Below are 14,599 nucleotides of genomic sequence, written 5' to 3' on the forward strand. Positions count from 1 at the left end.
CGCATGTTGTTGCGTGTACTCGGACCCGAGTACGCCCGACCGGTCCGGCGCACCGTCGCGCTGATGACCGTGACCGCGGTCGCCGAGGGATTGTCCTACGCGCTGCTCGTTCCCGTACTGCGAGCGCTGTTCGGCGACGATCCCGCCGACGCCAGGCCCTGGCTGATCGCACTGGGTGGTGCCGTTGCTCTCTACGCGGTCCTGCGATATCTCAGCGACCTGTCCGGTTTCCGGGTCGGGACCACACTGCTGCGTGGTGTGTACTACCGACTCGGTGATCATCTGGCCCGGCTGCCCATCGGTTGGTACACGGCAGGTCGTGTCGGTGAGGTGTCGGTGCTCGCCAGTCGTGGTGTCCTGCAAGCGTTGAGTGTGCTCGCACATTTGATGTCGCCGCTCATCTCCGCCGCGGTGACGCCGCTGACGATCATCGTCGTGATGTTCGCGTTCAACTGGCAGCTGGCGTTGGCCGCGGCCGCCGCCGTGCCGATCGTCGCGGCGATCCAGGTCTGGTCGGGGCGCGCGATGGCGGTCGACGACGCGCGGCGGCACGAACGTGACCACGACGCCGCGCAACGTGTCATCGAATATCTGCAGGCCCAGCCGGTTCTGCGGGCTGGAGGGCGCACCGCGCAACGGTTCGGCCTGCTCGACGATTCGCTGCGGGAAGTCGCTCGCATGTCGCGCCGCCGAGCATTCACGGCGCTACCCGGAATCCTCGGCCTCTCGCTCGCGGTCCAAGCGATGTTCACCGTGCTGCTGGCGCTCGGCACCTACCTCGCCCTCGGTGGAAACATCGGTGCGGCAGAGTTTCTGGCGATCCTGATCCTCGCCGCCCGCTGCGCCGACCCACTCCTGTCGCTCGCTGATATCGGCGGCCAACTCCGCAGCGCCCGATCCGAACTGGTGCGTCTCGACGCACTCCTGCGGACGGAGACCTTGCCGGAACCCAGTACCCCGCTCCAGCCGCGAGCCCACGACCTGAGCTTCGAGGCCGTCACCCTCCGGCACGGCACCCGCACGGTGCTCGACGAGGTATCGCTCACGGTTCCCCAAGGACAACGGCTGGCCGTCGTCGGGCCGTCCGGAGCGGGCAAAACCTCGCTGCTGCAACTGATCGCCCGCTTCTACGATGTCGACTCGGGCACCGTACGCATCGGCGGCGTCGACGTGCGCTCCATCAGCACCGAAACACTGATGGCCCAGTTCGCCATCGTGTTCCAGGACGTCTACCTCTTCGACGGCACGATCGAAGACAACATCCGCCTCGGCCGCCCCGACGCCACCGACGACGAGGTGCGAGCAGCAGCAGGCGCGGCCCGCCTCGACGAGGTGATCGCCCGTCTCCCCGGCGGCTGGGCAACGAACGTCGGCGAAGGCGGCACATCACTGTCCGGCGGTGAGCGCCAACGTGTTTCGATCGCCCGAGCCCTCCTGAAGAACGCCCCGATCGTCCTGCTCGACGAGGTGACCTCCGCCCTCGACCCCTTGAACGAGGCCGCGGTCCACGCGGGAATCGAACGCCTGATGGCAGGCCGAACCGTCGTGATGGTGGCCCACCGCCTACGCACCGTCCGCCGCGCCGACCGCATCATCTTCCTCGACCACGCCCACATCGAGGAAGACGGCACCCACGACGAACTCCTCCACCAAGGAGGCCGCTACGCCGACTTCTGGGCGAGCTCTCTGACCCCAGTCACCTGACAGCTGTTATCGCCGCCATTCCCACCAGTCGTCGGACAGCATCAGATTGTCGTCGGGAAGCCAACTCCCCGGCGCGATTCCAGTGCCGTCACCGGGCTCGCCCCACGAGGCGAACGGATCGGCAGGGACGAAGTCGGTTTCCGTCGCCGCCAGCTCGATGCTCAGTGGTCTGCTCGCCGGTTCGGCATCGCTACCGACGTCTCGCGCGTCGTGGGTGATCGGCTTTTCGGGGGACGCGCCCGAACTCGTGCCGCTCAGATCAGGCGCGATGGAACGCTGATTCGGCGGCACGGGACGGTTTGCCCTCGGCAGCGGTGCGAAGGTGACCGGATCGAACGCCGAGAGTTTCGGCGGCGCTGCCGGTTTTTGAGGCGGTGTCGGAAGAGGTGCCGACCTGGCGCGCTCCGGTTCCTTATGTGGCGTCGGCCGCCTCTGCAACTCACCTGACGGCGAACTATTCCGCACGCGTGGAGCGCCGTTGGCTTCCCTGGTCGTGCTGGACTGGTGCGGCGAGTAGTGCTGTGGTGCTGCAACATATTCAGACTCAGGACGGGGCCGTGCAAGCTTGCCGACGACCTCCTGGCGGTCCTCGTGCAGCCGTGGATCGCTGCTCAGCGCCGCCACTGCCGCACGCATGGTCGCGGCAGCCTCGGCGACTGCTTCGCGATGCAGCTCGAGGATCAACGAAACCACCGCAGCCGCACCGAGATCGGCGCCACTATCGCCCAACTCGATGCTGTGGATCGTGCCGTTCGCACCTGCTTCGAGGCGAAGTGACCCATCAGCGCTGACCGCCCGGCCTCTCGCGTCGGTGAGCGCCCGTTGGAGCTGTTCGATATGGCCCGAGACCGGGTCGACGTCCGCCATGCGTTGAACCTTCTGTCCGACTTGCCGCCCCGCTGTGGCATCACGGCATCGCAGTGCTGCTTCGTTCGCGTGACCCAGCAGCGGCCGAATCATATCGGGCTGGTGCGAGCACGTCGACGGCTCGAGGCCGTCGTCATTGCGTGGGCTGGTCGCTGTCGCTACGGTGACGGCCGGAGGGAACTACGGGAAATGGGGAATCATGGCTGGCGCATCGGATTTGGATCTCGATCCGACACGGACACAGGAGCTCGCGACCACACTTGGCAGGGCCGAGGCCGAGATGACCGGTGTTTTTACCGGTGAGACCGGTGAAGCCGTGGTGACATTGCCGGGAACGAAAGTTCCTGACGTGGCGACAGCGGCGATCGGGAAGGTCATCAAGGCGGCCAAGACGGTGATCGCGGACTATGACGCGCTGTCGACGACGACGTCGACCGTGGTCACCGAGTTTCAGAGCACGGACATGCAGAACGCGGGCGACCTCGCAGCTCAGCAGGCGGCGCTGGCATGAGCACGCTCGGCACCGAGGAACAGCAGTCGGGGGCCGCAGGCGCGGATACTCTCACCGTCGCACAGGTTCTGGCGTGGGAACCTGCGACCCTTGCCGCGCGGGGTGACGCGTGGTCCTCCCAGGCGCAGAAACTGACGACTTTCGATGACACGCAGTACCGCGCGGTTGATGGTAGCCGGGATTTCTGGACGGGCAGTGCGGCGGACGCGATGCGGACAAAGCACGAGGAGATCCGCACTACCACTAGGATTTTCATCACAGCGTTGCAGGACGGCGCGACCGTGGCACAGTCGGGTGCAGGCACACTGGCCGCGGCAAAATCTGCGCTGGTGAACGCCGTGAAGTCAGCGGAATCCAATGGGTACGAGGTTGGTGACGACGGTACGGTCAAGATCTCGACGAGTACGCATCAAACGCTGTTGTTGCAGTTGCCGGACGCAACCTCCTATTCGGTCGCGGCCGGAGCCCTCCAGGTCGATGCGGATGCGTCGACCACTGCGGTGAAGCAGGCGTTGGAGAACGCGCGCACTGCGGCTTCCTCGGTACAGAGGGCGATCGAGGAAGCGTTTGTCGACCTCCCCGAGAACCTGGACACCGGTGCGGTATTCCAGGTACCTGGTCTGCCTCAGCCACCCGGCGGATGGAGTAGTGACCCCGCACGACGTATGGCCCAAGAAATCGCGTACGGGCATGCGTGGACGAAGCACACTGACGATTTCAAGGGAATGACACAAGATGATCTGGCAGAGAAGGTCTACCAGATCATCTCTGGCTCGCAGATGGAGCGGCTCGGCAAAGACCACAAGGGTGATCCGGTGATGATGAGCTATGACGGCTTCATCGTTATTATCGATCCGAATACAACCGACCACGGCACCGTCTACAGACCTAAAGACCCGTTAGGCGAGTTCATTCGACTAACGGGTCAGGTCAATGACCCATCCCTTGGCGACGGAAAAGACGGGACGCGCACTGGATCGCAACCCCCTGGTGGTACCGGAGGCACGCAGTCCGGAAAGACTGGTGCGAAGTAAGTGGGCGGGGCTCAATCGAAGGGAACTACGGTGGAATACGACATGGCGGCGTTGAGTATTCGAGAGCGCGACTTCGTCGACGCATGTCTTGCGAGTTGGGCGGGGATTTCGACGCGCGCGCCGATACCTATACGCGCGCTCGGATATTCGGATCGAGATCATTTCGATGATGATGTGGACCGGTTGCGTCGAGCTACCTCTGCCGGGGAGAAACTTTCTGAGGTCGACACGGCTCGGGTGCTGTTTCTGAGCGAACTCGCCTTCGGCAGTGACCTATTCGGTGCAGGCGTGGAATTCCGTCTGGTCAGCTCGTTTCCCGACGCCGAGGGTATCGCTGTACTCCGGACACTGCAGCGCAAGCTGTACACGCATTCTGGCGCGCGTTCGCTATTCAATCCCGAGCTCTACGCGCCGCGTGACGATTAGCTGACGGTTATCGCGAGTGGGCCGGGCCGGAGAAACACCGGCCGCCGAATTCGGTGAGCAAGCACCCTGACCGTTCCCTTGACCTGAGGAAGCCGGGCCCCAGATTCACGGGACCGGCTTCGTCAGGTGTGTTATTCCTCGTCGAGCAGGAGACCCGTCGCCGCGGCCTCGTCGATGACCCAGGTGGTCGACTCGATGCCGACCGCACCGGCCGACGGGATGTCGTCGGGGGAGGCGCCGCCTACCGCGGCGGCTACCGCGGCGGCCTTGCCTTCGCCGCTGACCACGAGCATCACGTGGCGGGAGCGGTGGATCGCGGGCAGGGTCATCGTGACCCTGGTCGGCGGGGGTTTCGGGCAATTGTGGACGGCGACAACGTAATCGGTTGTCTCCTGCACCGCGGGGGAGTGCGGGAACAGGGAGTCGATGTGGCCTTCGGGGCCCATGCCGAGGACCGTGAGGTCGAACTCGCCGCGTTCGTCGAGTTCGGTGTGCACGAGCTGGGCGTAGGCGGCCGCGGCTTCCTCCGGGGTGCTGTAGGGGCCGTCGGAGGGGCCTATCGGGAAGACATGGGCGGGGTTCAACGGGACGAAGTCCAGCAGCGCCTCGCGGGCCTGGAGTTCGTTGCGGTCCTTGTCGCCGGAGGGAACGAAACGCTCGTCGCCCCAGTAGACGTAGAGGGTGGACCAGTCGATGTCGCCGGGGGACTGGCGGACTCGCTCGAGCAGGCGGATGCCGTCGCTGCCGCCGGTGAGGGAGACCGAGGCATTGCCGCGTTGGGCCTGGGCGGCGACGATCACGTCGACGAAGCGTTCGGCGGCCGCGTCGGCGAGCAGTTCGGCATCGTCGTGGATCTCGATCGTATTCGCGGGGAATTCGGCACCGAGGTCGTCGTGTACGTCGATATGGTCACTCATAGGTCACCTTCTCGATTCCGGCGAGCGCCTCGGCGTAGATCTCGTCGGCGTCGAGCCGGCGCAGTTCTTCGGCGAGGCAATCGCGAGTTTCCCGGCGTGCCAGCGCGATCCGCTGGTCGGGTTCGCCGGTGCGGGTCAGCGTTGCCGTCCTTCCTAGTTGCGGGCGTTCGATGGCGATCGAATCGGTGGCACGCTGGATTTCCACCTTCAGCTCCCCGGTCTTGCGGATCACCGGGCAGTGCAGACGGGAGGCCAGCCAGCCGGCCAGGGTGTCGAGTGCGGGTTCGGAGGCCAGGCCCGACACGGTGACCGAGGTGACCGGTTCGAACGGCGGCTCGTCCAGCGCCGCGGCCAGCAGGGCCCGCCAGTAGGTGATGCGGCTCCACGCCAGATCGGTGTCACCGGTCGCATAGGAGAAGCGGCGCTTCTTGATCGCGGCCTGCGGATCGGGGGCGTAGGTGGCATCGGTGATGCGGCGCTTGGCCAGCTTGCCCACCGAGTCCATCGACGGGTACTCCGGCGCGCCACGCGGCCACCACGCCACCACCGGGGTGTCGGGCAGCAGGAACGGGGTCACGACGCTGCTCTCGTGGTTCACCAGCGCACCCTGCAGGCGCAGCACGATCACCTCGGCCGCACCGGCGTCACCACCGACGCGGATCTGGGCGTCGAGGCGGGTCTCGGCGTCGCGGTCACCACGCGCCAGCACGATGACCCGGCAGGGATGTTCGCGGCTGGCGTCGTTGGCGGCGTCGATCGCGTCCTCGGCCTCCGAGGAGTCCAGGGTGCACACCACCAGCGTGAGCACGCGGCCCTGGGTGATCACGCCGTTGGTCTCGCGCAACAGCACCATCCGCTTACCGACATCGACGGTGTTGGTATCGGGCATGTCGACGATCACGGACGCCGCCATTCCCGCCCGCTGCGCGCGAGCATCTCATCGGCCGAGGTGGGACCCCAGGTACCGGCCTCGTAGGGTTCGGGTTTGCCGCCCGCGGCCCAGTGCGCGAGCACGGGATCGAGGATGCGCCAGGACAATTCGACCTCCGCGTTGACCGGGAACAGCGACGGCACGCCGAGCAGCACGTCGAGGATCAGCCGTTCGTAGGCCTCGGGGGAGGACTCGGTGAACGCTTCGCCGTAGCTGAAGTCCATGTTCACGTCGCGTACTTCCATACCGGAGCCGGGGACTTTGGAGCCGAAGCGCAAGGTGATGCCCTCGTCCGGCTGCACCCGGATGACCAGCGCGTTCTGGCCGAGTTCCTCGGTCATGGTCTGGTCGAAGGGCAGGTGCGGCGCGCGCTTGAACACCACCGCGATCTCGGTCACCCTGCGGCCCAAGCGTTTTCCGGTCCGCAGATAGAACGGCACACCCGCCCAGCGGCGGTTCTCCACATGCAGGGTGAGCGCGGCGTAGGTCTCGGTCCGCGACTGCGGATCGAAGCCCTCTTCCTGGTGCAGGCCGACCACGTGCTCGCTGCCCTGCCAGCCCTCGGTGTATTGCCCGCGCGCGGTCGTCTCATCCAGCGGCGCAACGAGTTTGGTGGCCGAGAGGGCCTTGATCTTCTCGGTGGTGAGCTGCATCGGTTCGAAGGAGGTCGGCTCCTCCATCGCGGTCAGCGCGAGCAGCTGCAACAGGTGGTTCTGGATGACGTCACGCGCGGCGCCGATCCCGTCGTAATAGCCCGCGCGACCACCCAAGCCGATGTCCTCGGCCATGGTGATCTGCACGCTGTCGACATAGTTGGCGTTCCAGATCGGCTCGAACAACTCGTTGGCGAAGCGCAGCGCCAGAATGTTCTGGACCGTTTCCTTGCCGAGGTAGTGGTCGATGCGAAAGACCTGCTCCTCCGGGAAGACCCGGTTGACCAGGGCGTTGAGCTCCTTGGCGCTGGTCAGGTCGTGGCCGAACGGCTTCTCGATCACCACGCGCCGCCACGGGGTGTACCCGTCGGGCTCTGCTTTGGCCTGGGCCAGGTCGTGTTCGGAGAGCTGATCGAGCACCACCGGGAACATATTCGGCGGAATCGACAGGTAGAAGGCGTAATTGCCGCCGGTGCCCCGGGTCTCGTCGAGGTCGGCCAAGGTATCGGCGAGCGTCGCGAACGCCGCGTCGTCGTCGAAACTGCCCTGCACGAACCGCAGCCCCTCGGCCAGGTGGTCCCAGACCTCCTGGCGGAAAGGGGTGCGCGCGTGCTTCTTCACGGCCTCGAGTACCACCGCGGCGAAGTCTTCGTCGGCGTAGTTGCGCCGGGCGAAGCCGACCAGGGCGAAACCAGGGGGCAACAGCCCCTGGTTCGCCAGGTCATAGATGGCCGGCATCAGCTTCTTGCGGGACAGATCTCCGGTGACACCGAAGATCACCAGGCAGCACGGGCCCGCGATGAAGGGAACACGTTTGTCGCGTTCGTCGCGCAGCGGGTTGTGCCACAGCCCCGCCGCCTGATCCGTCGATGCTGTGCCGGCCATCGTGTCAGTTGCCCTCCGCCGCGACGCCGAGCGCGCCGGTGGTGGCCTCGATCAGTTCTTCCCACGCGCTCTCGAACTTGTCGACGCCTTCGCGCTCGAGCAGCGCGAACACGTCGTCGAGATCGATACCGGCCGCGGCCAGATCGGCGAAGACCTGGGCACCCTCGGCACCGCGGCCGCTGAGCGTGTCGCCCAGCACCTCACCGTGATCGGCGAACGCCTGCAGCGTCTTCTCCGGCAGGGTGTTGACCGTGTTCGGGCCGACGAGTTCGGTGACGTAGAGGGTGTCGGGGTAGTCCGGGTTCTTCACCCCGGTCGACGCCCACAGCGGCCGCTGCCGGTTGCCACCCTGCGAGGCCAGGTGGTTGTAGGTGGAGGTGTGCGCGCCACCGTCGAACACGTCCTGGTACTCGGCGTAGGCCAGGCGAGCGTTGGCCACACCGGCCTTGCCACGCAGGGCAAGAGCCTCCGGGGTGCCGATCGCCTCGAGGCGCTTGTCGATCTCGGTATCCACCCGAGAGACGAAGAACGACGCGACCGAGTGGATCTTGGCCAGGTCGTGGCCGACGATCTTGGCGTTGCGCAGACCGTCGAGGTAGGCGCCCATCACCGCGCGGTAGCGCGGCACGGAGAAGATCAGCGTCACGTTCACGCTGATGCCCTCGCCGATCACCGAGGTGATCGCGGGCAGGCCCGCCTCGGTGGCCGGGATCTTGATGAACAGGTTCTTGCGGTCGACGATCTTCCACAGCTCGATCGCCTGGGCGACGGTCTTGTCGGCGTCGAAGGCGAACCGCGGGTCGACCTCGATCGACACCCGCCCGTCCACGCCACCGGTCGCCTCGAACACCGGCGCGAGCACGTCGCAGGCGGCGCGCACGTCGTCGGTGGTCATCGTGCGGATCGCCGCGTCGGCGTCGGCACCTTGGGACGCAAGGTCTTTCAGCTGCGCCTCGTAGGCGTGGCCCACACTCAGCGCGGCCTGGAAGATGCTCGGGTTGGTGGTGACACCGACGACGCTGCGGGTCGCGATCAGTTCGGCGAGATTGCCGGACTGGATGCGATCACGCGAGAGATCGTCGAGCCACACCGAGACGCCCGCGGCCGAGAGCGCGGCGAGATTCTCGTTCTGTGCCATGGTTCTACCCCTTCACCTTGTCGGTGGAACGCAGTGCCGCGCGGACGACGGCATCGGGGGTGATACCGAATTCGCGGTACAGAGTCTTGTAATCGGCCGACGCGCCGAAGTGATCGATGGACACGATTTCGCCCGCGTCACCGACGAATCGGTACCACGGCATCGCGATACCGGCTTCGACCGCGACCCTGGCCCGCACCGACGGGGGCAGCACCTCGTCGCGGTATCCCTGATCCTGCACGTCGAACCACTCCACACACGGCATCGAGACCACGCGGGTCGGGATGCCCTGCTCTTCCAGGGTAGTGCGCGCGGCCACCGCGAGGTGGACCTCGGAGCCGGTGCCGATGAGGATCACTTCCGGGGTGCCGGTGGATGCCTCGGCCAGCACGTAGCCGCCCTTCTTGACACCCTCGTAGCTGGTGCCCTCCAGGGTCGGGACGTCCTGGCGGGTCAATGCCAGCGCGGACGGGCCGTCCTGCTTGGGCGACTCGTGCACCGGGAAGTGCGAGATGTGCTCGTCGGAGTCACGCTCGAGCACGGTGCGCCAGGCGTGGACGGTCTCGTTGGCGTCGGCCGGGCGAACCACATTGAGGCCGGGGATCGCGCGCAGCGCGGCCAGGTGCTCGACCGGCTGGTGGGTCGGACCGTCCTCGCCGAGGCCGATGGAGTCGTGGGTCCACACGTAGATGGCGGGCACCCGCATCAGCGCGGCCAGGCGGACGGCCGGGCGCATGTAGTCGCTGAACACGAGGAAGGTGCCGCCGTAGGGGCGGGTCGGGCCGTGCAGGGCGATGCCGTTGAGGATCGAGCCCATCGCGTGCTCACGGATACCGAAGTGCAGGGTGCGCCCGTACGGGTTGGCCTTCCACGCGCCGGTGGAGATCGACTCGGGGCCGAAGCTCGCCTGGCCGGGCATCGTGGTGTTGTTGGACTCGGCCAGGTCGGCCGAACCGCCCCACAGCTCGGGCAGCTCGTCGGCGACCGCGGCGAGGAACTTGCCCGACGCCTTGCGGGTGGCCATGCCCTTGGGATCGACCTCGAAACTCGGCAGCGCCTCGGTCCAGCCCTTGGGCAGTGAGCGGGTCTGCAGGCGATCGAACAGCGCCTTGTTGGCCGCGTTGGCCTCGGCCCACTGGTCGAAGCTCTGCTGCCACTTCGCCTGTGCTTCGGCGCCGCGGGCCAGTGCCTTGCGGGTGTGCTCGATGACGGCCGGGTCGACGTCGAAGGACTTCTCCGGATCGAAGCCGAGCGCCTTCTTCACCGCGGCGACCTCGTCGGGGCCGAGCGCTGCGCCGTGCGCGCCACCGGTGTTCATCTTGTTCGGAGCCGGGAAGCCGATGATGGTGCGCAGGATGATGATCGAGGGCTTGGACGTCTCGGCCTTGGCCGCTTCCAGAGCCTTCTCGATGGCGACCACGTCTTCGCCACCCTCGACGATCTGCACCTGCCAGCCGTAGGCCTCGTAGCGCTTGGCCACGTCTTCGGTGAAGGCGATGTCGGTGTCGTCCTCGATGGAGATCTCGTTGTCGTCGTAGATCACCACGAGGTTGCCCAGCTGCTGGGTGCCCGCGATCGAGGAGGCCTCGGCGGTGACGCCCTCCTGCAGGTCGCCGTCGGAGGCGATCGTGTAGATGAAGTGGTCGAACGGGCTGGTGCCCTCGGGGGCGTCCGGATCGAACAGGCCGCGCTCACGTCGTGCGGCCATCGCCATGCCGACCGCGGAGGCCAGACCCTGGCCCAGCGGGCCGGTGGTGATCTCGACGCCGTCGGTGTGGCGGAATTCGGGGTGGCCCGGGGTGAGCGAGTCCCACTGGCGCAGGTGCTCGAGATCGGTCAGCTCCAGGCCGAAACCGGCCAGGTAGAGCTCGATGTAGAGGGTGAGGCTGGAATGCCCACAGGACAGCACGAACCGGTCGCGGCCGACCCAGCGCGGCTCCGCCGGGTTGTGGCGCATCGTGCGCTGGAACAGCGTGTAGGCGACCGGCGCGAGGCTCATCGCGGTGCCGGGGTGCCCGTTGCCCGCTTTCTGCACGGCGTCGGCAGCGAGTACCCGGGCGGTGTCGACGGCCAAGGTGTCGAGGTCCGTCCAGTCGCTGGGATAGTTCCGCTGAGTGAGGGCGCGAATGTCGTCTGTGACTGGCACGACCGTGGTTCTCCTGACCTAGGTTTCGTCGACGGCGATAGCTTGGCAGCGGCGATGAGGATCCTGCGGGTCGCACGCGGCCGGGGTGCGTACCGATGTACAGGAATACCCTAGTGGTGCCGCTACACCGGATTGGCGCGAACCCTGGCGATGAGTCTAGTTCGGATCGCCGCGTACCGGCGGGGTGCGGTGTCGACCATCGTCGGGGCGCACGCCGGCCACGTCGCGATGGGCGTTCACCTGCGCGTCGGCGCGGGTTCACCGCCACGTGGGCCCGGGATAGACGGTCTCGGGGCGTAGTGACCGCGCCCACGGTGGCGGGGGTCTGGCGCGGAGCGGCAGGTGAGTGGGTCTACCATCCTCTGTAGTAGTGGCCGCGCCGCAGCCGCGCGCTGCTCGTTCCATTACCGGATGCGAAGCGAAGCACAGCGTGCGAGGAGAAACAGTGCGGATCGGTCACGAGCCGGGTAGTAGCGGTGCGCACGGAACTTCGTCGACGGCGCTGGCCGACCGCCTCGCGGGCGACAGCCTCGCCGCGCGGGTAGTGCGCAAGCCCCTTGCCTACATCGCCCTCACCAAGCCACGCGTCATCGAGCTGCTGCTCGTCGCGACCATTCCGACGATGTTGCTGGCCGACCGCGGCACCGTCGACATCCGGCTCATCCTGGTCACCCTGTTCGGTGGCTGGATGGGCGCGGCCAGTGCCAACACCCTCAACTGTGTCGCCGACGCCGACATCGACAAGGTGATGAAGCGGACCGCACGCCGGCCACTCGCCCGCGATGCGGTGCCCACCTCACACGCGCTCGTGTTCGGTGTTGTGCTCGGCGCGATCTCCTTCGCCTGGCTGTGGTGGCAGGCCAACCTGCTCAGCGGCGCGCTGGTCGTCGCGACGATCCTGTTCTACGTTTTCGTCTACACCAAGGGCCTCAAGCGCCGGACCTCGCAGAACGTGGTGTGGGGCGGCGCGGCCGGGTGTATGCCCGCACTGGTCGGCTGGTCCGCGGTGACCGGCGATATCGGCTGGCCCGCACTGGTGCTGTTCGCGGTGATCTTCTTCTGGACGCCGCCGCACACCTGGGCATTGGCCATGCGCTACAAGGAGGACTACCGCGCGGCCGGTGTGCCGATGCTGCCGGTGGTCGCTACCGAGCAGGTGGTGACCAAGCAGATCGTCATCTACACCTGGCTGACGGTGCTCGCCACGATGGCGCTGGTGCCCGCGACGGGTGTCATCTACGCGGCGGTCGCGCTCGTGGCCGGTGCCTGGTTCCTGCTGATGGCGCACCAGCTCTACGCCGGGGTGCGCCGTGGCGAGTCGGTGAAGCCGCTGAAGCTGTTCCTGCAGTCGAACAACTACCTCGCGGTGGTGTTCTGTGGTCTGGCCGTCGACTCGGTGCTCGGATGGGACACGATCGGCAGCCTCATCGGGCTGTAAGACATTCTCGGAACAGTGGCCGGGCAGCGATGCCCGGCCACTGTCGTTTCCGGACCACCCGTTACGACGCGGCTGACCGTCGGTGAAGGACTCACCAGCGATAGGCGAGGTGGCCGTCCGGGCGGATCAGGACGTGATTGCCCGGCACAGCGGCGTAGGCGGTGAACGCGTGGCCGTCGGTGTCGACGAGCGTCGTGCACGCGGGCCGGTCGGTGTCGGCGGATCCGTTGGTGGGGGCATCGACGCGACGAATGTCGACGGTGCGGATGCCGGAATGCGCGTAGCCCGCTCGCCCGGAGGCTGCGAGAGCTGAGAGCTCGGCGTCGGGTGCGCCGGTTGCCGGGGCGAAACGGAGCAGGGTGGCGTGGGGCCCGCGGAAGAGGTCGAACAGACGGAGTGGGCGGCCGACTTCGTCGTGGAGCAGGGCGTCGGGCGCGCGGTCACCGGCCACGAGCGGGCCGTGGTCGGTGGGGGAGCGATAGGTGATGCCGAGTTGGCGGGTTTCGGGGCCGCGGCGCATCGCGTCCTCGTCACCGTCGACGAGCTTGTCGAGGAGCTCGGTGCTCAGGCCGAGGATTCGGGCCGCGACGGTGCGGCGTTCGGGTTCGTAGGTGTCGAGCGGGGCGGGGTCGCCGCCGAGGGCAGCGGCCAGTTTCCAGCCCAGGTTGTAGGCGTCCTGGACACCGGTGTTCAAGCCCTGTCCGCCGGTCGGCGGGTGGACGTGGGCGGCATCGCCTGCGAGGAACACCCGGCCGTCGCGGAATCGTTGCGCGAGTCGAATATTGGGGCGCCACACCGTGATCCAGGACAGGTCGCTCAGCAACAGACCTGCCTCGGGGCCGTGGCGGTCGGCGAGATCCTGCAGGGTGGCCAGATCGGGGGAGCGGTCGTCGGCCAGCGGGGCGGCGAACTGGAAGCGCCGCGCGCCCGGTAGTGGGGACAGGGCGAAGCCGGTCATCGGCTGGTCGGCCGCGGCAGCGAACCAATAGCCGTAATCGTGGTCGAGGGCATCGGCGCGGACATCGCCGAGCAGCATCTTGATCGAGTCGTCGGTGCTGCCGTCGAACGCGATCCCGAGGCGCTTGCGCACCGCGCTCGCGCCACCGTCGGCACCGACCAGATAGCTCGCGCGCACCGTCTCCGGTGTGCCGTCCCGGTGCAGTGTCACCGTGACGCCGGTGTCGTCCTGGGTCACATCGACCAGCGCCGTGCCGAATTCGACCCTCACCCCGAGCTCGGCGAGCCGCGCCCGCAGGATGGCCTCGGTGTCGGACTGGCCGAGCACCCAGGCATTCGGATACGGCACATCCGGTGTCGGCTCGACCGGTTCGGCCATGCGGAGCTCGCCGGCGAAGATCCCCGCGAAGTAGGCACGCATCACCGGGAGCTCGCGCCCGGCGAAGATCACCGACATCACCACCGCCGCGGGCCGCGCCGCCGGCTCGTTCTACAACCACTTGCGCGAGCAAAGAGGAGCTGCTGCAAGCACTTCTGCGCGATATGGCGGTGGCGGGCGACGAGCGAGCGGCCGATCCGGCGCACAACGGCGACTTCACCGATCCGGCGGCAGTGCGATACCACGTCCGCGGCTACTGGACCTTCGCCCGCGAACACGCCTCGGTCCTGCGCGCGATGGGTCAGGCAGCCCAGGTCAGCCCGGATTTCGCGCGGATCGTCGCGGGCTTCGGCGCCGAACAACGCACCGACATGGCCGACCACGTGGCGGATTTCCCGGAACGCGGGCTACGCCTGCCGGGAACGGTCGATGCCAGCCTGGCCATGATGTTCGCCGCGGTCGACGGGATGTTGCGCATGGTCGAGGACGGTTCGGTGCCCCTCGCCGACGAGGAGGCGATCGAGTCGATCACCCGCTTCGTCTACCGCGGCCTCACCGGCCGCGACTACTGAGCTGAGCGCGAGGCCGGACACCGGAGTGCCCGGCCTCGCCG

Annotated in this window: 13 protein-coding genes; 6 read left to right on the forward strand and 7 right to left on the reverse strand. The window is 67.3% G+C overall.

What is annotated here, in order from left to right; genetic code table 11:
* Positions 1-3: 3 nt before the first annotated feature.
* On the forward strand, positions 4-1,704 hold the full coding sequence (locus tag ACFWPX_RS24040) for an ABC transporter ATP-binding protein (RefSeq protein WP_378929190.1): 1,701 nt from the start codon (positions 4-6) through the stop codon (positions 1,702-1,704).
* Between the two features lie 6 nt (positions 1,705-1,710).
* Here the strand turns inward: ACFWPX_RS24040 and ACFWPX_RS24045 are convergent, their stop codons facing one another.
* Complete coding sequence (locus tag ACFWPX_RS24045; RefSeq protein ID WP_378929192.1) at positions 1,711-2,664, reverse strand: hypothetical protein; 954 nt, start codon at positions 2,662-2,664, stop codon at positions 1,711-1,713.
* 106 nt (positions 2,665-2,770) lie between these two features.
* Here ACFWPX_RS24045 and ACFWPX_RS24050 point away from each other — a divergent pair, with 106 nt between their 5' ends.
* From ACFWPX_RS24050 to ACFWPX_RS24060, 3 genes are read left to right on the forward strand one after another with little or no spacing between them, the layout of a single operon-like run.
* Positions 2,771-3,082, forward strand: coding sequence for a hypothetical protein (locus ACFWPX_RS24050; protein WP_378929194.1), 312 nt, complete (start codon positions 2,771-2,773; stop codon positions 3,080-3,082).
* A complete protein-coding gene (locus ACFWPX_RS24055) occupies positions 3,079-4,116 on the forward strand; it encodes a WXG100 family type VII secretion target (RefSeq protein ID WP_378929197.1) in 1,038 nt (345 codons plus the stop codon). Before ACFWPX_RS24050 ends, ACFWPX_RS24055 begins: the two co-directional genes overlap by 4 nt.
* 30 nt (positions 4,117-4,146) lie before the next feature.
* Positions 4,147-4,542, forward strand: coding sequence for a hypothetical protein (locus ACFWPX_RS24060; RefSeq protein ID WP_378929199.1), 396 nt, complete (start codon positions 4,147-4,149; stop codon positions 4,540-4,542).
* A 131-nt stretch (positions 4,543-4,673) separates the two neighbouring features.
* On the opposite strand, the gene pgl is transcribed toward ACFWPX_RS24060, so the two are convergent.
* From pgl to tkt, 5 genes are read right to left on the reverse strand one after another with little or no spacing between them, the layout of a single operon-like run.
* Complete coding sequence (gene pgl, locus ACFWPX_RS24065; protein WP_378929201.1) at positions 4,674-5,459, reverse strand: 6-phosphogluconolactonase; 786 nt, start codon at positions 5,457-5,459, stop codon at positions 4,674-4,676.
* Positions 5,452-6,360 carry a glucose-6-phosphate dehydrogenase assembly protein OpcA gene (gene opcA / locus ACFWPX_RS24070; protein WP_378913151.1) on the reverse strand — a complete coding sequence of 303 codons (909 nt, stop codon included), beginning with the start codon at positions 6,358-6,360 and terminating at the stop codon, positions 5,452-5,454. Before opcA ends, pgl begins: the two co-directional genes overlap by 8 nt.
* A complete protein-coding gene (gene zwf, locus ACFWPX_RS24075) occupies positions 6,357-7,928 on the reverse strand; it encodes a glucose-6-phosphate dehydrogenase (protein WP_378912957.1) in 1,572 nt (523 codons plus the stop codon). Before zwf ends, opcA begins: the two co-directional genes overlap by 4 nt.
* Before the next feature lie 4 nt (positions 7,929-7,932).
* Positions 7,933-9,066: a transaldolase gene (tal, locus tag ACFWPX_RS24080; protein ID WP_378912956.1), complete on the reverse strand. Its 1,134-nt coding sequence runs from the start codon at positions 9,064-9,066 to the stop codon at positions 7,933-7,935.
* A gap of 4 nt (positions 9,067-9,070) precedes the next feature.
* Positions 9,071-11,212, reverse strand: coding sequence for a transketolase (gene tkt / locus ACFWPX_RS24085; protein WP_378912955.1), 2,142 nt, complete (start codon positions 11,210-11,212; stop codon positions 9,071-9,073).
* 502 nt (positions 11,213-11,714) lie between these two features.
* On the opposite strand from tkt, the gene ACFWPX_RS24090 reads away from it, so the two are divergent.
* Positions 11,715-12,650, forward strand: coding sequence for a heme o synthase (locus ACFWPX_RS24090; RefSeq protein WP_378929378.1), 936 nt, complete (start codon positions 11,715-11,717; stop codon positions 12,648-12,650).
* A 91-nt stretch (positions 12,651-12,741) separates the two neighbouring features.
* Here the strand turns inward: ACFWPX_RS24090 and ACFWPX_RS24095 are convergent, their stop codons facing one another.
* Complete coding sequence (locus tag ACFWPX_RS24095; RefSeq protein WP_378929203.1) at positions 12,742-14,064, reverse strand: FAD-dependent monooxygenase; 1,323 nt, start codon at positions 14,062-14,064, stop codon at positions 12,742-12,744.
* Between the two features lie 86 nt (positions 14,065-14,150).
* On the opposite strand from ACFWPX_RS24095, the gene ACFWPX_RS24100 reads away from it, so the two are divergent.
* Complete coding sequence (locus ACFWPX_RS24100) at positions 14,151-14,558, forward strand: hypothetical protein (protein ID WP_378929205.1); 408 nt, start codon at positions 14,151-14,153, stop codon at positions 14,556-14,558.
* The last annotated feature ends 41 nt before the right edge of the window (positions 14,559-14,599 follow it).

Origin of the sequence: Nocardia sp. NPDC058518 (assembly GCF_042719655.1) — a bacterium.
Taxonomy (GTDB): Bacteria; Actinomycetota; Actinomycetes; order Mycobacteriales; family Mycobacteriaceae; genus Nocardia.